General features: G+C 61.4%; 17 protein-coding genes and 2 pseudogenes. 11 read left to right on the top strand and 8 right to left on the bottom strand.

The window, feature by feature from the left end:
* The first annotated feature begins 54 nt into the window (after window positions 1–54).
* Window positions 55–555: a class I SAM-dependent methyltransferase gene (locus F4U95_RS22805; protein ID WP_246171690.1), complete on the top strand. Its 501-nt coding sequence runs from the start codon at window positions 55–57 to the stop codon at window positions 553–555.
* Window positions 556–611: 56 nt separating this feature from the next.
* Here F4U95_RS22805 and F4U95_RS22800 read toward each other — a convergent pair whose 3' ends face one another.
* Complete coding sequence (locus tag F4U95_RS22800) at window positions 612–1,181, bottom strand: recombinase family protein (RefSeq protein ID WP_011607925.1); 570 nt, start codon at window positions 1,179–1,181, stop codon at window positions 612–614.
* A gap of 140 nt (window positions 1,182–1,321) precedes the next feature.
* On the opposite strand from F4U95_RS22800, the pseudogene F4U95_RS25480 reads away from it, so the two are divergent.
* Window positions 1,322–3,424, top strand: a pseudogene (locus F4U95_RS25480) (Tn3 family transposase); the annotation flags it as partial.
* Window positions 3,425–3,592: 168 nt separating this feature from the next.
* On the opposite strand, the gene F4U95_RS22790 reads toward F4U95_RS25480, so the two are convergent.
* A complete protein-coding gene (locus tag F4U95_RS22790; protein ID WP_084439106.1) occupies window positions 3,593–5,203 on the bottom strand; it encodes a GMC family oxidoreductase in 1,611 nt (536 codons plus the stop codon).
* A gap of 825 nt (window positions 5,204–6,028) precedes the next feature.
* Here F4U95_RS22790 and F4U95_RS22785 point away from each other — a divergent pair.
* The 3 genes from F4U95_RS22785 to F4U95_RS22775 are packed head-to-tail and all read left to right on the top strand — an operon-like array spanning window position 6,029 to window position 10,229.
* Window positions 6,029–8,218, top strand: coding sequence for a TonB-dependent receptor (locus F4U95_RS22785; RefSeq protein ID WP_161601906.1), 2,190 nt, complete (start codon window positions 6,029–6,031; stop codon window positions 8,216–8,218).
* A gap of 50 nt (window positions 8,219–8,268) precedes the next feature.
* The gene (locus F4U95_RS22780) at window positions 8,269–9,768 is read left to right on the top strand and encodes an aldehyde dehydrogenase family protein (protein ID WP_150426885.1); all 1,500 of its coding nucleotides are present in this window, start codon (window positions 8,269–8,271) and stop codon (window positions 9,766–9,768) included.
* A 20-nt stretch (window positions 9,769–9,788) separates the two neighbouring features.
* Entirely contained in the window at window positions 9,789–10,229 is a 441-nt protein-coding gene (locus F4U95_RS22775; RefSeq protein ID WP_017501664.1) for a DUF4345 domain-containing protein, read from the top strand.
* Here the strand turns inward: F4U95_RS22775 and F4U95_RS22770 are convergent.
* The 5 genes from F4U95_RS22770 to F4U95_RS22750 form a co-directional block, all read right to left on the bottom strand.
* Window positions 10,221–11,228, bottom strand: a complete 1,008-nt coding sequence (locus tag F4U95_RS22770) for a helix-turn-helix domain-containing protein (RefSeq protein WP_150426884.1) — start codon at window positions 11,226–11,228, stop codon at window positions 10,221–10,223. The genes F4U95_RS22775 and F4U95_RS22770 overlap by 9 nt on opposite strands.
* A gap of 76 nt (window positions 11,229–11,304) precedes the next feature.
* Entirely contained in the window at window positions 11,305–12,114 is an 810-nt protein-coding gene (locus F4U95_RS22765; RefSeq protein ID WP_211364663.1) for an enoyl-CoA hydratase/isomerase family protein, read from the bottom strand.
* Window positions 12,086–12,829 (bottom strand): alpha/beta fold hydrolase, encoded by a 744-nt coding sequence (locus tag F4U95_RS22760; RefSeq protein ID WP_150426882.1) that lies wholly within the window; start codon window positions 12,827–12,829, stop codon window positions 12,086–12,088. The genes F4U95_RS22765 and F4U95_RS22760 overlap by 29 nt, the downstream gene beginning before the upstream one ends.
* Window positions 12,830–12,903: 74 nt before the next feature.
* A complete protein-coding gene (locus tag F4U95_RS22755) occupies window positions 12,904–14,664 on the bottom strand; it encodes a TonB-dependent receptor (protein WP_026109283.1) in 1,761 nt (586 codons plus the stop codon).
* Window positions 14,651–15,280, bottom strand: coding sequence for a TonB-dependent receptor plug domain-containing protein (locus tag F4U95_RS22750; protein ID WP_026109282.1), 630 nt, complete (start codon window positions 15,278–15,280; stop codon window positions 14,651–14,653). Before F4U95_RS22750 ends, F4U95_RS22755 begins: the two co-directional genes overlap by 14 nt.
* 255 nt (window positions 15,281–15,535) lie before the next feature.
* Between F4U95_RS22750 and F4U95_RS22745 the strand changes: the two genes are divergently transcribed.
* Both F4U95_RS22745 and F4U95_RS22740 read left to right on the top strand, forming a co-directional pair.
* Window positions 15,536–16,177 carry a TetR/AcrR family transcriptional regulator gene (locus F4U95_RS22745; protein WP_017501660.1) on the top strand — a complete coding sequence of 214 codons (642 nt, stop codon included), beginning with the start codon at window positions 15,536–15,538 and terminating at the stop codon, window positions 16,175–16,177.
* 147 nt (window positions 16,178–16,324) lie between these two features.
* Complete coding sequence (locus tag F4U95_RS22740; RefSeq protein WP_017501659.1) at window positions 16,325–17,701, top strand: IS1380 family transposase; 1,377 nt, start codon at window positions 16,325–16,327, stop codon at window positions 17,699–17,701.
* Between the two features lie 167 nt (window positions 17,702–17,868).
* Here F4U95_RS22740 and F4U95_RS22735 read toward each other — a convergent pair whose 3' ends face one another.
* Window positions 17,869–18,849, bottom strand: coding sequence for an NAD(P)H-dependent flavin oxidoreductase (locus F4U95_RS22735; RefSeq protein WP_150426881.1), 981 nt, complete (start codon window positions 18,847–18,849; stop codon window positions 17,869–17,871).
* 100 nt (window positions 18,850–18,949) lie between these two features.
* Between F4U95_RS22735 and F4U95_RS22730 the strand changes: the two genes are divergently transcribed.
* The 4 genes and pseudogenes from F4U95_RS22730 to F4U95_RS22715 form a co-directional block, all read left to right on the top strand.
* Window positions 18,950–20,191: a thiolase family protein gene (locus F4U95_RS22730; protein ID WP_150426880.1), complete on the top strand. Its 1,242-nt coding sequence runs from the start codon at window positions 18,950–18,952 to the stop codon at window positions 20,189–20,191.
* Between the two features lie 24 nt (window positions 20,192–20,215).
* Window positions 20,216–20,989 (top strand): SDR family NAD(P)-dependent oxidoreductase, encoded by a 774-nt coding sequence (locus tag F4U95_RS22725; RefSeq protein WP_017501656.1) that lies wholly within the window; start codon window positions 20,216–20,218, stop codon window positions 20,987–20,989.
* A 19-nt stretch (window positions 20,990–21,008) separates the two neighbouring features.
* A complete protein-coding gene (locus F4U95_RS22720) occupies window positions 21,009–21,602 on the top strand; it encodes an AMP-binding protein (protein ID WP_150426879.1) in 594 nt (197 codons plus the stop codon).
* A 39-nt stretch (window positions 21,603–21,641) separates the two neighbouring features.
* A pseudogene (locus tag F4U95_RS22715) lies at window positions 21,642–21,728 on the top strand (IS6 family transposase); the annotation flags it as partial.

Genomic DNA, 21,728 nt, shown 5'->3' with positions numbered 1-21,728 from the left:
GCAATCGTCTTTCATCCTTATGAATTTATAGCATAATCTGCGGCGGAGACTTTGATGATCAGGCTATCTCATTTTCTTCGCGGGAAGCGTTCGTCGGCCAAGGCTCGTGAAAGCCATTCCGTCCGCGACTATCGGGCGCTCGTCCGCGCCAAGCTGAAATCCCTGCCCGACGACCCGGCGCTTGCGCTGGCGCAGGCGATCGGCGCGCCGACGATGGCGGATTTCATGTCGATTGGCGACGGTCATGTCGCGGTGCTGCGACATCATGGACTGGTCGATGGCATGACCGTTTATGATCTGGGCTGTGGTTGCGGCCGCACGGCGCAGGCGCTGGTCCGCCATGGGTGGACGGGCAATTATACCGGCGCGGATGTGGTGCAGGAACTGATCGACGAGCTGGCCCGCCAATGTCCGGGTTATGACGTGCTGCTCAACGTCACGCCCGCCATCGTTGCGCCCGACGCGTCGCTGGACATGGTCTTTCACTGGTCGGTCTTCACCCATCTCTATCCGGGCGAATCCTATCTCGAGGGCATAGCGTGGAAAGTACGCTAAACAACGCTAAGCGAGAACGCATGGCGAACGCTCGATGCGAACGGACGGGCGCTTAATCAGGCGGGCCGTTCGATTCCCATCCTACGCATTTCGCGATAAATGGTCGATCGGCCGATGCCGAGTTGCCGCGCTGCTTCGGTAGGCGAGATACGAGCTTCGACCAGCTTGATGGCCGCATCCACTTTGGACATGTCCAGCGGCTGACGGCCAGGCTGTTTGCCCTTAGCACGGGCGGCGGCAATACCATCTCTGGTTCGCTCAGAAATCAGCCGTCGCTCAAAATGGGCGATGGCCCCAAACACATGGAAGATGAGCTCGCCGGCAGCTGACGAAGTGTCGATCTTTTCTTCAAGGCTCAGGAGCGCGATGCCCTGACCGCGTAGCGTCTCAACCGTGGTGAGAAGTTCGGCAAGCGAGCGCCCAAGCCGATCGAGGCGGACCACCGCCAGCGTGTCACCCTTGCGGGCATAGGCGATTAGCTCAGCCAGACCGGGCCGTTCCATGCTCTTACCTGAAATGACATCGGTGAAGATTTTGATGGCGCCAGCCTTCTCCAGACGCATGGTCTGGCCCGCAACGTCCTGATCGCCGGTGCTGACGCGGGCATAGCCCAGAATATCACCCATGCCGCACGTCTCCCAAACGGTCGTTCTCTGGACGCTATGAAGGGCGACCGCTTTGCCCAATCCATGTCCGTCCACATACTATGTCTCTTTACTCATGGCTGTCCATAGGCACAGATGACCTTTTGTGGACGGGAATCGGCATGACGAAGCGCAAGCATCAACTCCTGACCGAGAGCGAGCGCGACCAGATCCTCGCCATCCCGACTGATCGCGACCACTTGGCACGGCTCTACACCTTCGAGCCTTCGGATATCGAGATCATCGGCGCGCGACGGGAGCAACGGAACCAGTTGGGCGTCGCGCTGCAACTCGCGCTCTTGCGGCACCCGGGCATCACGCTTGCGCAGTTGATACAGGACAGGGGAGCGATACCCCATGATCTCGCCGCCTTCGTCGCGGAGCAACTTGGACTGCACGTAACCGACCTGGCCAACTATGCGGCGCGAGATCAGACAATGACGGATCATGCCCGTGTGTTGGCGGTGCGCTTGGGACTTCGGGGGGCGACCCGCGCCGATATTCCCTTCATGATCGAAGCGGCCGCGAAAACGGCATGGGCGACCGACAAGGGGATGACGATCGCGACCGGCGTCGCCACCGCCCTTCGCGAGGTCCGGATTCTGTTGCCGTCCATCTCCACCATCGAACGCGCCAGCAGCGCGGGACGTGCGCGTGCCCGTAAGCAGGCCGCCTATGCCCTGATCGCCGATCTCAGCGCCGAACAGGTCCACGCCCTCGACCAGCTCTTTGACGACGCCGACGGCATGAGCCAGCTTGCTTTGCTCAAGACCATTCCCGTCGCGGCCAAACCCGATCACATCCGCCAGATTCTCGACCGCCTGTGGCAAGTGCGGAAGATCGGCATTTCTCCCGACGTAGCTGGCCGCATCCATGGGGACCGATTTCGGCAATATGTCAGGGAAGGCCGCGCTTCGCCTGCCTATATGATCGAGCGATATATCCCCTCCCGCCGGCGCGCCACGCTTGTTGCTTTCCTGCTCGACCTCGAAGAACGGCTGACTGACAGCGCTCTGGAGATGGCGGACAAGCTGATCGGCAGCATCTTCACCCGCGCGAAGAACGCCCAGGCGCGCAGCTATGCCACCACGTCGAAGAACGTCGCGCGGCTGATGCTGATCTTTCGCAGGACGATCGACGCACTCACCGATGCAGTCGATACCGGCGAAGATCCGATAGAGGCCCTGGACGCTTCGGTCGGGTAGAACACCCTCCTGAAGGCCAGACCAGAAGTAGCGACGATCGCGGAAACCGCGAGCCTCGACCCGTTGACGGTCGCGGCCGATCGCTATGCGACGTTGCGTAAGTTCGCCCCTGATCTGCTTGAAGCGCTCCAGTTCAGGGCGGGAAAGGGCAGCGCGAAGACGATCGCCGCTGTCGAGATGCTGCGCGACCTCAACAGGTCGGGCAAACGCGATCTGCCTCCCGACGCTCCGATGCCCTTCCGCAAGGAATGGCGGAAAATCGTTGTTGGCGATGACGGCAAGATCAACCGGAGGCTTTGGGAGATCGCAACGATCGCGCATCTGCGCAACAAATTGCGGTCCGGGGATGTCTGGGTGGAGCGATCGGCGGGATACCGCCGGTTCGACAGCTACCTGCTCAGCGATCCGAAGGCCAAGCCGATCGTATCGGCTCTTGGCCTGCCACCCACAGCCAGCGAATGGCTCGAACAGCGGGGCCGCGAACTGGACTGGCGGCTGAAGAAATTCGCCCAGCGCCTGAAGCGCGACGCTCTGGAAGGTGTGCGGTTCCGCGACGGCCGCCTCCAGATATCGCCGATACGCACGATCGCGACACCCGATGCCGAAGTACTGGCTGACCGGCTCGATGCCATGATGCCACGCATCCGCATCACCGAGCTGCTGCATGAGGTGGCGCAGGAAACCGGCTTTCTCGCAGCGTTCACCAACCTGCGCACCGGCGAGGCGTGCCCCAATGAAAACGCGCTGCTCGCCACGATCCTCGCCGACGCAACCAATCTCGGCCTGTCGCGCATGGCGGCCGCGAGCCAGGGCGTCACGCGCGATCAGCTCCTGTGGACCCATGACGCCTATATCCGCGATGACAGCTACCGAGCGGCGCTGGCCGTCCTCATCAACGCGCACCACCGCCTGCCATTTTCGCGGGTCTGGGGCGACGGCGCCACGTCCAGCTCCGCATGGTTCCCGACTGACCGAAGCGCTTCCACGACGACGCTCGTCAGCGCGAGGCCGAATGGAGCTTTCGATACGGCGCCAATATAGGACATCCGATCAAGTCTTTCCTCCTGCTCGCGGCAGGGTGACTAACCTGCCTCTATAGCTCTATAATGCTCCCAAGCAGCCGCCTGACCATCTAGACTAGCCAGCGTGTCACGCTGGCGGCCAATACGCGCCATCAGTGCTTTGGGGTCATTGAGGTCTCTGGTCCTCTACGATCATGTCTGCTGCTTTTTCGCCGATCATGATGCAAGTGGCGTTCGTATTGCCGTTGATGATCGTTGGCATGATCGAGGCATCAGCCACGCGAACATTTTGCAGCCCTCGAACCTTGAGACGAGTGTCGACAACCGCCAGCGCGTCGGTTCCCATCTTGCACGTGCCGACCGGGTGATAAGAATGATTCACATGTTCAGTGAGGTAAGCGTCAATTTCTTGATCTTCATTCAGCTTGTGGGTGGGGTAGAGCGGTCGCTTGACCACGTCATTCATCGTCTCTGAGAAAAGAATGTCCTGCGTTATCTTGAAGGCGTTTCGTAACGCGGTTCGATCGTCAGGATGGCTCAGAAGATTGAGGTCGATGAGGGGATCGGACAGAGCGGAACTATCGCGAAGGCGCACTGCACCTCTGCTCTTGGGATGACCGATATTGATGAGAACCGTGAAGCCCCATTTCGTCATCAAACGATAGTCGCGTGCGTGGTCGCGATAGGCTAGCGGAATCACGTGGAGTTGGAAGTCCGGGCGGTCCCGATCGGGATCGGAGCGCAGGAACCCTCCTGCGGCAGTCGGCGGATTGCCCAGCCAGCTGCCTTTGCGCACGATATAGTGCAGAAGATCCTTTGTGCTCTTGATCAATCCCAATGGATTGAGCGCAATGCCAATGCGCTTGCGCGTCTCGAAGATCATCATGACGTCGGGATGATCATGCAGATTCTGCCCGACGCCATTTATTTCTTGAACGACTTCTATGCCATGCCGGTCGAGCTCGGCGCGCGGGCCAACACCAGAAAGCATCAGAATTTGGGGTGAATTGAACGAACCGCTGCTGACGATGACCTCCTTCTGGACATCGACTCGCCGCACTTGGCCGTCCTGGACGAACTCCACGGCAACCGCCCTCTTGCCTTCGAAAACGATCCGCCTCGCGCGCGCATTCACCTCAACGCGGACGTTGGGTCGGTCGAGCATCGGGTCGATATAGCAGCGCTTCACACCGGCCCGCCGGCCGTCCTTGACGGTGAATTGGTAGACACCGATCCCTTCCTGGGTATCGCCGTTGAAATCCTCGTTCTGTGGATGACCAAGCGATGCAGCGGCCTCGATAAAGGCGCCATAGGCTTTGAAGGAAGCATCGCCGTTGGACACGTGAAGCGGACCGAAGGCGCCATGATATTGACTGTCGCCCCGGACATTGCGCTCCGCCTTTCTGAAGTAAGGCAAGACGTCGTTGTACGACCAGCCCTGGTTGCCGAGATCGCGCCATGTGTCGAAATCGGATCGGTCGCCGCGGATGTAGACCATGCCGTTCATGCCGCTCGATCCGCCCAGCATCTTGCCGCGAGGATTATAGAGGCGGCGGCCGTTCAGCGCCGGGTTTGGTTCGGTATTGTACCGCCAGTTGAGGGTGTTGATCGCAAAATCCTGGATCAGTGCCGCAAAGGCACCTGGTGTCGAAACGAGCGGGGAATTACCCGATCCGCCAGCTTCGAGCAGGCATACCGTCGTTTCCGGATCTTCCGACAAACGACTGGCGATCACGCCTCCGGACGAGCCGCCCCCGATAATGACATAGTCTGGCATATATATTGTCTCCTCAGAGATCTGGACCGACCGAGAGCTCGGCCATAGCTCCTGCTTGGTGCCGACCGGCTGGTGCTACCTAGGAAGATCGTGCCGACGCGAATGAGCCGCACGACGAATTGCGCGCGCTTTCAAGAAGCGAGAATGCGCTGATTGCCGAGACCGAAATGAGATTTCGGCTTGAAAATGTACTGAAGATTTCCATGGCCTCTCCCGGCGGATTTATCCTTGTCGGGGGATTTTCGCTCGATCCCGGTTCGCCAGTTTACGGTCGATGTCACCGTCGAACTTGGAAAATCCGGTCCGCGAATTTGACTTCGCTTGGCCCCGGTCGCTGCGAGAAGAGAGGACGTCACACGTCGGTATTGGTGGGATTCGCGGTGTCTCCGAGCGAGCATCGCGGATGCTCGCCGCCGCTTGAGTCCGCCCGGGTTCCTTTGGACCGCAAGGCGACAAGCTTTTCCAAATGAATTCCCGCTCGGTGCTGCTGGATGCTGACCCTCCAGGCCGTTCCCCGTTCGCAATACTTGACGGCGCAAAGCTACAAATAATGCAGCCCAGTTTCTCCAAGCGCCAGCGCTGCCCTCCAAATAATCTCGCCCAGAGAACACGCAATAACGCATGTCTAGGGAGGATTGATTGAGACATCCGAACATGAGGAGGAGCCTGCTCGCGGGGAGTGCGATCGGCCTTTTCGCCACTGCATACCCACTGAGCGCAGCGTGCGCTCAGACTGCCACGAACGCACCCGCGTCACCGGTGGCGTCGGGCGTCGGTGCCACGAAGGATGACAGCTCTCGACCGGGAGGCTCGACCGAAGGTGCCTTGGAGGACATCGTCGTGACGGCGCGTAAGCGGAGCGAGAATCTTCGCGATGTGCCTGTCGCGCTTACGGCCGTCTCGGGTGACACCCTCACGCATCGCAACATCACGCAGATGGTCGATCTTGTGACCACACTCCCAAACCTAACTGTCTCCTACGGTACCATCCAGCCTCGGACATTTATCCGTGGCTTTGGCTCGGGCGATAATCTCTCCTTCGATCAATCGGTCGGAAAATTCGTCGACAACGTGTCCTATGGGCGAGACCAAGACAGTCGCATTCCCCTGTTCGACCTGGAAAGAGTCGAAGTGCTGCGTGGACCTCAGGTGCTGCTGTTCGGCAATAGCGCGACGGCGGGCGCTCTCAACATCACGACGCGAAAGCCCGGTGACCGCTTCGAGGCGGATGGCTCGATCGGCTATGAATTCAACAGCAATGAGACGAATGTACAGGGAGGTGCAACACTCCCGATTGCAGATGGCGTCAGCCTGCGGGTTGCGGGCTTGCTGCAGCATCTCGACAAGGGATGGATACACAACAACGTGACGGGCTTCGACAGCCCGCGCACGCGCAATTATGCTGGCCGCGCTATCCTGCGCATCGAGCCCAGCTCCGATCTTCAGATACAATTGAAGGCCGAATATGACCGGCTTCTCGATGAGGGCGAGAACATCCAAGTCTACAAGCAGTCCCTCGCGGTGCCAGGTCTCTTCGATGACACGAAGTTGGATGGGCGGACCTCAAACTCGAATGCCGGCCCGCCGTATTTCCAGCAAGGCTACGCCCATCTCCGAAACCAGACCTATCAGGCCGACGTCAATTATCACGTCCTTGGCGGACAGTTGATCTCGACCAGCAGCTACCGAAACTACATGTCGTCGACGTCCGCCGACGGCGATGGGCTAGCTGCTGACATCTTCAACGCGTTTATCTTCAACCGCTATCGGCAGTTTGCGCAGGAAATCCGTTTCGAGGGCACGTCGGGCGATTTCGATTACACGTTGGGAGGCTATTATCAGCACGACGAGATGCGTGCCTTCACGTTGATCGAGTTCAATCTGGCGCCTCTGGGGGTCCCTGTTCCACCCTTCGCACGCTATCTGAGCTTCGATCAGGACACCGATGCCTGGTCGGGCTTCGCAAACCTGCGCTGGCGGATCACGCCAAAGCTCAAGGTGGAAGCTGGTTTCCGCTATACCGACACACGAAAGGACGTGAACCAGCTGCTTGCGACGGCCAATATCATTCCCTCGCTTCCAAGAAACACGAAGCGGGCTACGGTGGCGCAGCAGATAAATCCCGCGCTTGATCCAGTTCAGCTGGCGGTTCTCGGCGTCTCGCCGCATGACTATCGCGGCATTCAACAGAATGACGGCTACTTCCAGCCGCAGGTCATCGTACAATATGAGATCGCGCCGGCGAACATGGTCTATGCCAAGTTCGTCAGCGGGTCGAAGGCCGGCGGCGTCGACGCGATCTCCCCTGCTTCCAATCCGAACGCGACCAAGTTCGGTCCTGAGAAGGCGACGTCCTTCGAGCTTGGCGCCAAGGGCCGGCTCGCGAGCGGCCACCTCGATTATGCGCTCACCATCTTCTCGACTACGTTCAAGGACCTGCAGCTTTCGGTCTTTGACAACGTCTCGTCGTTCCTCGTGTCGAATGTCGGCAAGGCGCGGACGCGCGGTGTCGAGCTCGAGCTCAACTGGGCCCCTGCACCCCGCCTGCGTATCGATTTCAACGGTGCCTATCTCGATGCCAGATATCTGAGCTTTCCTGGTGCGACATGCACGAACGAGCAGTCGTTGATTGCCGGCCCGACCTGCACCCAGGACCTCTCCGGCGCGCCGACGTCCTATGCGTCGAAATGGTCGGGTAACCTTGGGATCGCCTATGAGCAGCCGCTCGGCGGCGATTACCGCCTCGCCGGCCGGATCGACGTATCGGCACGTTCTTCCTATGATGCAGGCAGCACGAATTCGCCGGATGAGCGCCAGAAGGGCTATGCCCAGCTCGATGCGAACCTCGACCTCAGCCCGAATTCCAGCAGCTGGACAATCTCGCTGTTCGGAAGGAACCTGACCGACAAGCGCTATCTGAGCTTCGCTCTGCCGACCATTCCAGCGACATTCGGCGAGATGGGAACATATTCGCGCGGGCGACAGCTTGGCGTTCGCCTGAGCGGTCGCTTCTAGACGCGCCGGGCAATCTTCACCCCGAACCAGCAATTCTGCGAGGCACTCCGATGACGTCCATTTTGCCGCAGCCGCGATATTCCGATACAGCGAGTGCGTTCATCGCCTCGCCGAAGCGTCTCCTGATAGACGGGGAATGGCAGTCCTCCTCAGGCGAGAAGTTCGTACCGGTCTACGATCCGTCGAGTGGTATCGAGATCGGGGCGATCGTCGATGCCAGCGATGCGGATGTCGATCGGGCCGTCGGCGCGGCGCGCGCGGCGTTCGATGACGGCCGGTGGAGCGGCCAGTCTCCTTACTATCGGGAGATGACGATCCGGAGGCTGGCCGATCTGATCGAGGCGAACGCCACCGAGTTCGCTGAGCTGGAAGCGATCGACAATGGGAAGTCGATCACCGCCGCATCGCAGATGGACGTTCCCGGCGCGATCGCACAGCTACGCTATATGGCAGGCTGGGCATCACGTCTCGATGGAGAGAGCGTCGAGCCGTTGCTCGCGCCATCCGGCGCTTTCCATGGTTACACCCGGCGCGAGCCGATCGGCGTCGCGGCCCTGATCGTGCCCTGGAACTTTCCGCTTTTCTTCGCCGCCCTGAAGCTCGCGCCAGCACTGGCCGCAGGGTGTACGACCGTTCTCAAGCCGGCCGAACAGACAAGCCTGACGACCTTGCGGTTCGCCGAACTGGTGCTTGAGGCCGGTTTCCCGGCAGGTGTGATCAACATCGTGACGGGCGCTGGCAGTGGTGCCGGCGCGGCGCTGGTGCGACATCCCGAGGTCGACAAGATCAGTTTCACGGGTTCGACCTCGGTCGGCAAGATGATCGCGCACTCGGCCGCCGACAGCCTCAAGCGCGTGACGCTCGAACTTGGCGGCAAGTCGCCTGTGATCGTCTTGCCCGACGTCGATCTCGGACAGGCAGCTCAAGGCGTGGCGGGAGGCGTTTTCTTCAACTCTGGCCAGATTTGCACAGCGGGCTCGCGCGTCTTCGCCCATCGGGACGTGTTCGACGCGCTGGTGGAAGGGATCGCTGACGCAGCGCGCGGGCTTCGTCTCGGTCCTTCGCTTGCGCCGGATACGCAGATGGGACCGCTGGTGTCGGCGCGGCAGCGCGATACCGTCATGGGTTTCATCGAGAGCGCATCGACTGAAGGTGCCTCGGTCGTTTCAGGAGGCGGTCAGCTTGCCGATCAGGGTTATTATGTATCGCCCACGATTATCGCCGACGTGTCCCCCGAGATGCGCGTGATGCGTGAGGAGATCTTCGGGCCAGTGGTTTGCGTGTCGCGCTTCGATGATCTCGACGCCGTGGTGAAGAGCGCGAACGCCACGCGCTACGGGCTGGCGGCGTCGGTCTGGACCCGCGACATCAGTGCAATGCATAGGCTGGCGCGGTCGATCAAGGCGGGCACGGTCTGGGGAAACTGTCATAACGCCATCGATCCTGCCGTGCCGTTCGGCGGATACAAGGAGTCCGGGCTCGGCCGCGAACATGGGCGGGAGGGGGTGCTCGCCTATACCGAAACCAAATCAGTTCTCGTGGCTCTGTAGGTTTAGAGGGAGCGAAGACAATGGGCGGTAGGGCGGAAGCAATTGGTGGGCGGGGCCTCTCCGCGGCGGTACGAGCCTTTTGCATCGTTCCTCTGGCTACCGGTATCGGGGACATCGCCCAAGGCGCGAAGTTTCTCGCGACCGCCGGCGCCGCGCTCCCATCCGCCGCGCTTTCCGATCCGACACTGAACAGCCAGCTGATGTTCGCCGGAGCGATCTGGCTCGGCTACGCGCCGCTCATCTGGTATGCCAGCTGCGATCTGCGTGAGCGGCTCTTGCTCCTACGTTTGCTCTTCGGCTTCGTTTTTCTGAGTGGCCTCGCACGGACACTGGCCTATCTTCGGTATGGGTCGCCAGGTTTCGTTCTCACTGCGGCGATAGCGATCGAGTTGGTGGTGCCGCCGGTGATCATGTTTTGGACTGCAATTGCGGACGCCCGGCTACGAAACAGGTCAGCTTGAGGGGCGGCCGCGCCAGAGGGGCAAGGTTCCGCGCAGCGCCGAATGCCGATATTCCCGCGCTGAGACTCCAAATTTGCGACGGAACGAACGGCTGAAATAGCTGAGATCGTCAAACCCGACGTCGTAAGCGATGTCAGTGATGCGGGCGCTTAGGGAAGGATCGCTCAATCGGCGACTGGCTTCGTCGAGCCGTGCGTCAGCAATGTATTTGTGACACGAGGTTCCTTGGCTGCGGAAGACGCGTTGGAGGCTCTTGGCTGAAAGCCGCAGTTTTTCACAAATATAGCTTGGACGCAGAGCCGGATCTTCGAGATTGGATTCAACAAATCTCTGTACCGAGGTCCAGCTGTCGTCGCGACGCCGGTCGGTCTCAAATTCGGCGGAATAGCAGGTCAGAATGGTGTCGCCCAGAACGCGAGCGGCGAGCGGATCGTCGGCCTCTGTCTGGAACCTCTCGAGCTGCTGCAACAATCCTATCGCATAGCTTCTCATGAGGATCGCGGAGGATCGATGCGCCGCGATACGGTAATTGATCATATCGCCGATCGGCGGGGATGAGCGACGCATACGCGCTTCGAGCATCTGCTTCGAAAAGATGAGGCAGAGATGCTCGTTATCGTCGTCGAACTCATATTGGTGCGCCGCTGCACCGTCGCAAAGCACGACATCACCCGGGCCGATTGTGATCATCCGATCGTCGAGGCGTATCGCGGCATGCCCCTCCTTCTGCACCTTCAACAGGTAGAAGTCGCGGAAAGCCTCCGCGGCATATTTGAGGCTGCATGCCTTGGACGCAAACCGCAGAAGTGCAAGGTTGCTGAACAACGTCCAGGTGAATTCCGTTGTTTTGGCTCGTACCGGCGGCGTCTCGATGTCCAGATCACTGGCCAGTTGTGACGCAAAAAGCGATCGGTGGCCGACGCGGATATGATTAGCTCGTGGAACCAGCAGCCCTCCGCCCAGACCTGGCGCGTCAGAAGTTGCCGTTGAATGTCCCACTTCGTCTCTCCACGATAATGGGGCGCTCCTCTTGTTGTGCCAAAGGATTTCGCCCGGCTGCTTTCATTACGGCAATCTAGGCACCCTTGAATTCCGGTACGCGGCGCTCCCGAAATGCGGCCAGGCCCTCATTGCGATCGAACGATGAGGAGTAGGTCGAATTGACGTCCAACTCCGCCTCGATCGCCTCCGGGAGCGCAAGTTCGACAGCGTTGTTCAAAAGCTGCTTCATGTGATGCAGCCCCAAAGGGCTCTTCGAGGCAAGTTTGCCTGCGATGCCATCCACCGCCTCTTGGAGCTCGCTATCCGGAACGATCATGCTCACGAGCGGCCCAAACAGCGGGTTCGAGACGCTGAGCAGGTCGCCGGTGAACATCAGAAACTTGGCGTGGTTCAATCCGAGCCGTCGCGGCATCCGTGCGGTGGCTCCTCCGCCCGGCAACAGGCCGTAATTGGCGTGTCCGTCTCCCAGGCGCGCGCCCTCGGCGGCGATCACGATGTCGCAGCCGAGGAGCAGTTCCATTCCGCCCGCTGTTGCGATACCGTTGACGGCCGCAAGGATGGGCTTCGGGAAGGCTTCGATCCGCGAAAAGAGATCCGTCGCGCGTCGCAGGAACCGAGCTGTTTCTGCGTCGCGGTCGGCAGGAGGGAAAGCGCCGATGAACTTGAGATCCGCGCCCGCGCAAAAGGCACGGCCTCGTCCGGTCAGCACGAGGCAGCGCACCTCCGCCCTCGACTCCAGGTGATCAAACGACCGGTTCAGCTCGTCGATCATGATCGGGCTAAGGCAGTTGAGGTCGTTCGGCCGCTCAAGGGTGATCCATGCGACCGGACCGCGCTCCTCGAGGGAAATCTGCTCAAACGTCATCGGATATGCTTTCATCATTGTCGTCGGAATAGCGTCGCAGGATGGCGGCAACGCCGTCTGGATCATCCAGCATGAGGTTATGTCCGCCCGAGAGCGTATATGCGTCCCACTCAGGATGTTGGGTCGCTGCCTGGTGGTAACGCTGGAAATGGGGTGCCTGTGAATTGCCGTCCCCTCCGACTGCCAGGATATAGGCCTTCTTCGGGATCTCTCTGTATCGCCCGCTGAGGCGGATGCGCTGCATCATGGTCCCTACTGGATGGACGATCTCATAACCCGCGACGCGCCGCTCGTGGTCGATATCCCGTGACATCGCGTCGCCCGGCCGCAGCTTCATCGTCAGCCCGTCATCGCCGGCGGTATCGACGACGAGACTTTCGGGGCGCGGAACGAGGCGGAAGGGCGTGTCGCCGTCCTCCGCCACGAACGAGTCCAGATAAACAATGGCCCGGAAACGCTCGGGTATGGCGTCGGCGAGGGCCGTGGCGACAAAGCCCCCGTAGGAATGGGCGAGGAGAACCATGTCGTCGAGGTCCTCCCAGTCAATGAGGGCCTTCAACTCGTCGACATGAGTCTGGATGTTGATGCCGAGCCGTGCCTCCCATGCCCGTTCGGCGAGGCCGGCCAAGGTGGGGCGGTAAACCTCGTGGCCAACGCGTTGCAGGCGGGTCGCAAGCGCGCGAAACGCCCATCCGCCATGCCAGCCGCCGTGGATGAGGAGGAAGGTTGTCATTCGGCGACACAAGGAACGGCGACCAATAGGCCGCCGTTCCAACCAAGGGTTTTTAATTCCTCCCGCACGGTTCTTCAACGCACCGAGAAACTGAGCTTCAGGCCGATCTGGCGACCGCGCGAATATGTCCCAACGACGGCCGTCGGCTGGCCGGGTGGCGTTACGGCATATTCAAGTGGGCGCTTGTTGCCCAGGTTGCGTCCGAACAGCGACATCCGCCAGCGTTTGTCGGTAGGGCCAAAATCGAGATGGGCGTCGATCTGCGCGAACGCGCCTTGCTCCATCCGCGGGTCATTATAGGCACCGGCGTTGTAGCGAGACCTGGCAAAGATGGAGGCGCCAGCGGCGACCTGATAGTCTCCGGACCCGAGGGGTCGCGCATAGTCGACGCGAAACGTACCCGTCCATTTTGAAGCGTATTGGGTCGGCGTTCCCGCAAGGTCCTGGAAGCCGCCCACACAGCCCGGCTGAAGTCCGGCATTTTGCGCACTCGAACATGCGGCACCTGGAAAATCGACGAACTTCGCGTCCAGATAGGAGCCTGCAAAGCCAAGCTCGAGTCCATCGGCGGGGCGAGCGGTCAGGTCCAGTTCGACGCCCTGGGATCTGGCCTTGCCGACGTTGGAGACGACGAAGGCGAGATTCTGGAAGACCGACTGTTGCAGCGCCGTGAACGTGGTCCTGAAGATGGCGACCGAATATTCGAGCCTGTTGTCGAGGATGAGCCCCTTCGCCCCTGCTTCGAACATCGACGCAAATTCTGGCCGGAATGCGGCAGCCGATGGTGTGCCGCCGGCATAGCTGAAGTCGAAGCCTCCCGACTTGGCGCCTCGGACGAATTTCAGATATACCTTGTTGCGAGGCGCGATTTCATATTGAACGATTGCCTGGGGCTGCCAGTGGTTTTCGGACAGGCGCAGTGTCCCGAACGGGAAATTGTGCTGGGCCGACCGGAAAACTGCGTTGAAGATCGGGTCCAGAGCAGCGTTGCGACCCGCCTGCAGATCAGAACGCGTGGTATCGAAGTCGAGGTGCGGGATAACGCCGGTACCGAACAATGCCTGACCGGCAGTCTTGTTGATGTCGGCGTAACGGACGCCCCCGGATAGGCTCAGACGGTCGGTGATGCGATACGTCGCGTCGACGAAGCCCGAGTAGACGCGATTGTTCTGATCATATGTTTCGACACGTCCGATGGGGGTCGTGGCGGCGCCCGTCAGACCGAAGCCTCCGAGCGTGAACTCCTGCATAAGATCGATCCCGAGCGTGTCGCGCTGATAATAGCCGCCCGCCGTGATATCCAGGCGCCCATATGTGCCGCTGAACCGGAGTTCCTGGCTGAATTGACGATAGTGCTGCCACAATAGGTTCATGTAGGTCTGGGCGTGGTTGACGCCGTCGCTGCCGAACTGAACGTCGGAGTGCGACGTGCGCCAGGCGCTGGTCGAGGTGAGCTTGCCTCCTAGCAGGTCATAATTGATGTCAGCCTGGTAGAGGTTGGCGTCCATGAAGCTGAGCTCGTCGCTATAATATGGCGCGACGTCATAGTTGGAGTAGCGCGTGCCCGTGTCACCGACGACAGGATAGGGAGCGCGGGTCGCATCCAGCGGCTGCGCGACGGAGACGAGCGCATTGCCATAGTCGCGCAGGCGATCGACCTCGGCCTTGAGCAGGATTTCCAGGCCGGGCGCGGGAGAAAGCAGCAAGGATGGGCGCACCGCGATGTTGCGCGTCCTCGGCTCGGTCTGATCCTTGATCGGATTGTAGAGCCGCCCCTCCGACAAATCCTGGTACAAGCCGCCGATACGCAGGCTCGCCCAATCAGCCAGCGGCACGGTAACGCCGCCCTGGACCTGGAATTCGTGATTGTAGAATTTCGTATCCGATCGAACCGTCGGCTTCGAAATTCCGTCCGGGCTTCTTCGTCGCCATGCTGATCGCGCCGACTGTCGCGCTGTTCCCGAAGGTCAGGACCTGCGGGCCCTTGAGTATCTCGATGCGTTCGACGTCGAAGATCGGAATGCGTCCGTCCTGGTCCCGACCGAAGGACACGTTGTCGATGAACTTGCCCACCGATTGCTCGAACGACGCGTTCGCGCCGGATCCGAAGCCGCGAATGAAGGTGAACGGCTGGACCGCGCCATAGCTGAAGCTGAAATTGGGGGTGATCTGGGGCAGGTCGATCACCTGGGTGATGTTCTTCTGCTGGAGCACCTCTCCGCCGATCGCGGTGATCGCGACCGGCACGTCGCGAAGATTCTCGGCACGCTTGCGGGCGGTGACGACGATGTCCTGTGGCCCGGCCTCAGGTTGCGTCGCCTCGGCCGGCGGGCTGTCGGCCTGCGGCGCCGTCTGCGCCAAGGCCGGCGCGGCAAGAGCAAAACATGAGACGCCCGTCACCGCGATGACGGCGAACCTGCAGCGACTGCAAAATGGTGATTTATCCAGCATACCCCTCCTCTTCCCCCACATTGCCGGGTTGTTTGGCGAGGTCTTGACCTCGTTTCCTGTACATCTACGCCGGATTCAACCCGTCAGTCAACAGACATACCATTGGGGATGTTGACTGACGGAGCGGAAGCGACAAGTGTAGTTAGTTAGGAGCACGGTCTGGCTGTTCGATCTGCTCGGGCCTGTGCAGCCCTGAAAGTCGTTTACACGCTGCGCAGCGCTGTTCGGTCGGCGAAGTAGTGAGATGAAGTAAGTATGAAGCAGGTGTCGGAGGCAGATTCCGGGAAATCATCGGCCTGGAAAGTTACGGTCCTCAGCCGAGAGGAGCAGTATGATCTCAAGCGCAAGGTGCTGATCCAGGAAGCCGCGCGGGCCTTCAGTACGCGCGGCTATCACGCCACGTCGCTGGCCGACGTGGCCCGTGAACTCGGCGTCACGAAAGGCGCGCTCTATTATTATGTGAAGAGCAAGCAGGATATCCTGTTCGAGTGCCACGTGAATTCGATCGCGTTGGGGGACCGCGCGATCGAACATGCGCGGTCGATCGACGGCAGCGGCTTTGACAGCGTGGTGGCACTGGCGCGCCGGTATATGGAATTGCTGGTCGGCGAGAGCGGCCCCCTCGCCATCCTGACCGAATTCAATGCGCTTGAGCCGGAGAACCGCAAGATCGTCGCCGCAGGACGCACGCGCTTCGGGAACACGTTCCTGGAATTGATCGAGCGTGGCCAGGCCGACGGATCGGTTCGTGGCGCGATCAACGGCAAGATGGCCGAATTCTTTTATCTGGGTGCCGTGAACTGGGCGACACGCTGGTTCGACGCTGGCGGCGAATTGGACGGAAGCCTCGTCGCCGCCCAATTCGCCGACCTGTTCGCGGCTGCGATCAGGGCCTGACAGGGGTCGGTTCCGGCTGAGGGCGGAATGACACCCTATCCCATCATATTCATGAGGGTGGGCAGGAGGGGTTGGCGGAAGTGGCATAAGCTATTGCTTTGAAGTAGGAAATTGGGTGTCTAGACTATTCCTTCGACGAGGCACTAAATGCCACAGGCCACACCCGCCGAACAGGACGATAGCGCGGCCCTGTTTTCGTTTCCAGCGGTGCATCGCAAGAAGGTGACCGCCGCCTTTGACGGCGGTCGGCTGACCTGTGACGGCGGGGTGCTGCTGTTGGCCCAGGCGGAACGTGAGATGGGGCTCTGCGCGCAACTGGCGGCTTGCATTGCCGATCCGCGCGATCAATCGCGGGTAGCCCACAAGCTCGATGACATCCTGCGGGCGCGCATCTTTGCGATCTCCTGCGACTACGAGGACGCCGACGACCTCGACGCGCTGCGCGACGATCCGGGGTTCCGCCTGGCGCTCGGCAAGCTGCCGGGGTCGGGTACGGGCCTGGCGAGCCAACCGACGATAAGCCGGTGGGAGAACGCGCCAACCACGCGCGAGTTGGCGCGCATGATGAAGGCCATGATCGGCGTTTACTGTACCAGCTACCCTATGCCACCCGAGGCGGTGACGCTGGACATCGACGATACCTGCGACGTCGTCCACGGCTACCAGCAGTTGTCCTTTTGGAACGGCCACCACGGCGAGCGCTGCTTCCTGCCCATCCACGTCTACGACACGGCGACGGGGCGGCCGGTGGCGATGCTGCTGCGCTCCGGCAAGACGCCCACCGGCGCGGAAGCTGCCGGCCACATCCGGCGCCTCGTGCGGCATATCCGCCGGCACTGGCCCACCACCCGCATCACGATCCGGGGTCATGGGCACTACGGCAGGCCCGAAGTGATGACCTTCTGTGAGGCCCACGGCGTCGACTACGTCCTTGGCCTGCCCACCAACGCGGTGCTGCGCGCCGATCCCGAGATCGTGGCTGCCGCCGATCACTGCGCGACCAAACGGGCGATCACGCAGGCGCCTGCGCTTCGCCACTATGCCGAAACCCGCTACGGCGCGAAGAGCGGGAAGTGCCAACGCCGGGTCGCAGCGCGGATCGAGGCGAGCACGCTCGGCTTGGATATCCGCTACGTCGTCACTTCGTTCGACGACAAGGCGGGCTCGGCCGAGCACATCTACGAGATCCTCTATTGCGCCCGTGGTCGCGCCGAAAACCTGATCAAGATGCACAAGTCCCAGCTCGCCAGCGATCGCACCTCGTGTCGCTTAGCCAACGCTAATCAGATGCGGCTAATCCTGCACACCGCTGCATTCTGGCTGATGTGGCGCATCCAGCAGGTTATCCCGAAGGGCACTGCGCTCGCCTCCGCCGAGTTCGCGACACTGCGCCTGCGTCTCCTCAAGGTCGCCGCCCGCGTCATCGAGAGCACCGCCCGCATCCGCGTCGCCTTCGCTTCTGCCTGTCCCGACGTCGCCGTCTTCCGGACCACCGCCAGCGCGCTCAGGCCCGCCCCGACATAGCCGCCGCGGCCGTGCCGCCCAGTATCCGAGCCCCTACCATCAACCTCGCAAGCCTCTCGATCCCACGCGATGAAAAAGGCGCCGCGCCGCCGCTCGTCCTGCTCACGCGAACAAAGCTGCCAACCTCCAGCGACCCCCAGAAGAGGAACCGTCGCGAATAATCGCGGTTAGGGTGTCATTTCGTCCTCAGCCGGAACCAACCCCTGACATACCTTAGCCGGACCTGCGGCTGCGGCATATTCTTCGCGCAGTCTGGTTACGATCGCTGCCGCCGGTTCGGCCGCCCGGACGTCGCCGACACCATGACCGGCGCTCCAGACGTCGCGCCATGCGCGTAGCGTCTCCGTTTCCGAAACCACGCTGAATGGTCCCTCCTTCACCTCCTTCGATGGCTTGAAGCCGGCTCGCTCGAGACTTGGGCGCAGCATGTTGGCGGGAATGCCGGTGACCTCGGAGGTCGTGACGATGTCGTCGGCGCCGCTTTCGATAAGCATGTCGCGATAGGCGTCCGAGGCGAAACTCTCGGTTGCTGCGATGAACGAGGTTCCGAGCAGGCCGAAGTCCGCGCCGATCTGCTCGATCGCGCGCAAGTGGCTGCCGCGCGTCAGTCCACCGGCGACGATCAGCGGTCCTTCGAAGAATTCCCGTACTTCCGACACGAACGCGAACGGGTTGAGCCAACCCGTCTGGCCACCGGCGCCGGCGCAGAGCAGGATCAGGGCGTCTGCACCGCTTTCCGCCGCTCGTCGGGCGTGGCGAACCGAGGCGACATCGGAAAAGACCAAGCCGCCATAACCTTTGACGCGTTCGACGACGGGGGCCGGATTGCCCACACTCGCGATGATGATCGGCGCTTCGTACCTCGCCGCGATCGACAGGTCGGCATCAAGCCTGGGATTGCTGTGGTGGACGATGATGTTGATCGCATAGGGGGCCATCCCTTCCTCGCGCGCCTGCGGCGCCATCTGTGCCATCCAGCCCTCGAAGATGTCGGACGAGCGCGCATTCAGCGCCGGCAAGGATCCGATGATCCCGGCCCGGCAGCATGCAAGGGTCAGTTCCACACTGGAGACGAGGAACATCGGCCCGGCCACCACCGGGAGCGCCAGGCGGGCTCGTAGTTCGCGGACCAGTGCCGGATTGCCCATAGCTTTGGTCAAGGTCGTAGCTCCTCTCGGTACGTGAATTGTTGATTTGACTCGTGGGTCAATATATATTCTACTGAGACGAATCAAGGGAGAGAGCAGTATGTCGGGTGAGGTGTTCATCGTTGGCGTGGGGATGACACCGTTCGGCCGTTGGCCTCACCGACCGCTGAAATCGCTCGTTGCAGAAGCCGTGAGTATGGCGCTTGAAGACGTCGGCACCGATGTCAGCACGATTGGCGCGGCCTATTTCGCCAATTCGACGCAGGGTCATCTCGACGGGCAGCACATGATCCGCGGCCAGATCGCGCTGCGGCCGCTGGGGATCGAAGGCATCCCTGTGATCAACGTCGAGAATGCCTGCGCGGGGGGAAGCACAGCGTTCGCGCTTGCGGTGAATCACGTTCGCGCCGGAGGCTGCGACATCGCTCTTGCTGTCGGCGCCGAGAAGATGATCTCACCCGACCGGGAACGGATGATGTCGGTCTTCGACAGTGGTTGGGAAATCGCCGATTCCGAGGCAAATCGGGCCAGGCTGACGGCGCTCGGCGAGGGCATCGAAGCTCCGGTGGGAACGACGTCTCCGAAGCCCTACAGCGTCTTCATGGACGTCTATGCGGCGTTCGCTCGCCAGCACATGCGCCAGTTCGGATCTACCCAGATGCAGTTCGCGAGCGTGGCCGCGAAGAACCACGGGCATTCCGTTCACAATCCGCTTGCCCAGTTCCGCGATGCTTTCTCGGTGGAGCAGGTGTTGGCCGCCGCCCCGATCACTTACCCGCTCACTCTTCCCATGTGTTCGCCGATTTCCGATGGCGCCGCCGCGGTGATCGTTGCGTCGAGGGAAGGGCTACGGCGGCTGGGCATCGGCGAGGATCGCGCCATTCGCGTGCTGGCATCGGTGATCCAGACAGGAAGCACGCGCGATCCCTTGGCGTCGGACAAGCATCTCACCGCCCTGGCGGCGCAGCGCGCTTATGGAGAGGCGGGTCTCGGGCCAAATGATGTGAGCGTCGCCGAGGTGCATGATGCGACCGCCGTCGGCGAGGTCATCCAGACGGAAAATCTCGGCTTCTGCGCATTCGGCGAAGGGGGAGTGCTTGCCGAGCGCGGGGATACGGCGATCGGTGGCAGGATTCCGGTCAATCCATCGGGAGGTCTCGAATCAAAGGGCCATCCGATCGCGGCGACCGGGCTCGGCCAATTGCACGAGCTCGTTCTTCAACTGCGCGGCCAGGCTGGCAAGCGACAGGTCGATGGCGCGCGGGTGGCGCTCGCCGAGAATGGCGGCGGTCTTTTCGGGATTGAGGAGGCGGTCGCCTGCATAACGATACTCGGGCGATAAATCTCAGAAAGAAGGTGAGGGGATATGAATCCAGCAGATAAAGTCGCGGTCGTCACCGGCGCGGCTTCGGGATTGGGGCTTGCGACCGTGCGAGCCCTGGCGACCGCCGGCAGCCGGATCGCGGCATTCGACGTCAATCAGGAGCGGCTTGGCGCGCTGAACGAAGAACTCGGGGAAGGCTGCCTCGGCTTGGTCGTTGACGTCACGGATGAACAGGCGATCTCTGCTGCCTTGAGCAAGGTCGTCGATCGCTTCGGATCGATCGACATTGCCGTCAACTGTGCGGGCGTCGAAGGAGCCGCAAAGACGGTCTCCAAGGGGAAAGCCTTTCCGCTGGATATTTGGAACAAGGTGATCGGCGTCAACCTCACTGGGAGCTTCAACGTCATTCGTCTTGCGGCGCTGCACATGGCGAAGAACACGCCAGAGGGCACAGCGGAGGAGCGCGGCGTCATCATCAACACCGCCTCTGGAGCCGCGACCCAAGGGCAGATTGGCCAAGCCGCGTATAGCGCCAGCAAGGCTGGCCTGATTGGACTCACCCTGCCCGTCGCCCGCGACCTTGCGCCCCTCGGCATCAGGGTTGTGACGATCTCGCCCGGCGTCTTTGCGACCCCGATGTTGCTCGAGCTTCCCGGGAAGGTGGTAAACTCGCTTGTGGAGAACACGATCCTGTTTCCCAACCGGATGGGCGATCCGGCCGAGTTCGGCAGCCTTGTCCGGCAAATCGTGGAAAACGCCTATTTCAACGCGACCACCATCGATCTCGACGGTGGCGCCCGGATGACGGCGCGCTAGCGCCGGATCGGAGAACAAAATGCCCCAGCCAAACCATAACGCCGTCGACTTCGGCGCCCAGGCGCTTCTCGCCCTGCGGCGTTTTCCGGACCGTGTGGCATTCCAGAGCGAGACGAACCGCTTCAGCTATAGCGCGACCCTCGATCTCATCGGTAGATTCCAGGCGGTGCTTGCCGCGCGCGGGCGGAAGAATGGCGACATCATCGCGATCCTCACCGATAACAGCTTCGAATCCTGGTGCGTCACAATTGCCGCGCAGGGGCTGGGCTGTGGTGTAACAGCACTGCACCCGAAGAATGCGATCGCGGACCACATCTATCAGGTGGCCGATGCGGGCGCGAAATGCCTCATCATCGACGCGCTAGGGCATAGCGAGAGCGCATCCGCCCTGCTTCCGGCTCTCGATGCCGAAATCGACATCCTCGCTATTGGCGGCGCCGATTTCGGCCCTGACCTCGTCGCGCTTGCAGACGCGGCCGGCAGCACGACGCCGCTCAGCCGGGCAAGGCCCGATGATATCGCGATGATCCACTATACCGGTGGCACGACCGGACGCGCAAAGGGCGCGGTCCGGCTCCAGGGAACTGCAAGGGCTCTGTTGCAAAAATCGTGAAGCTTGAGCATGCTTGGCGGAGATTGGACGGACGGAACGATGACGGATTTCAAGTGGCGCCATTTCCAGGGTGATGTGATCCTGTGGGCGGTGCGCTGGTATTGTCGCTATCCGATCAGCTATCGC

Source organism: Sphingobium limneticum (genome assembly GCF_008710165.1).
Taxonomy (GTDB): domain Bacteria; phylum Pseudomonadota; class Alphaproteobacteria; order Sphingomonadales; family Sphingomonadaceae; genus Sphingobium; species Sphingobium limneticum.
Note: the sequence above shows the minus strand (reverse complement) of the source record. Positions and strands in the feature narration are given on the sequence as shown.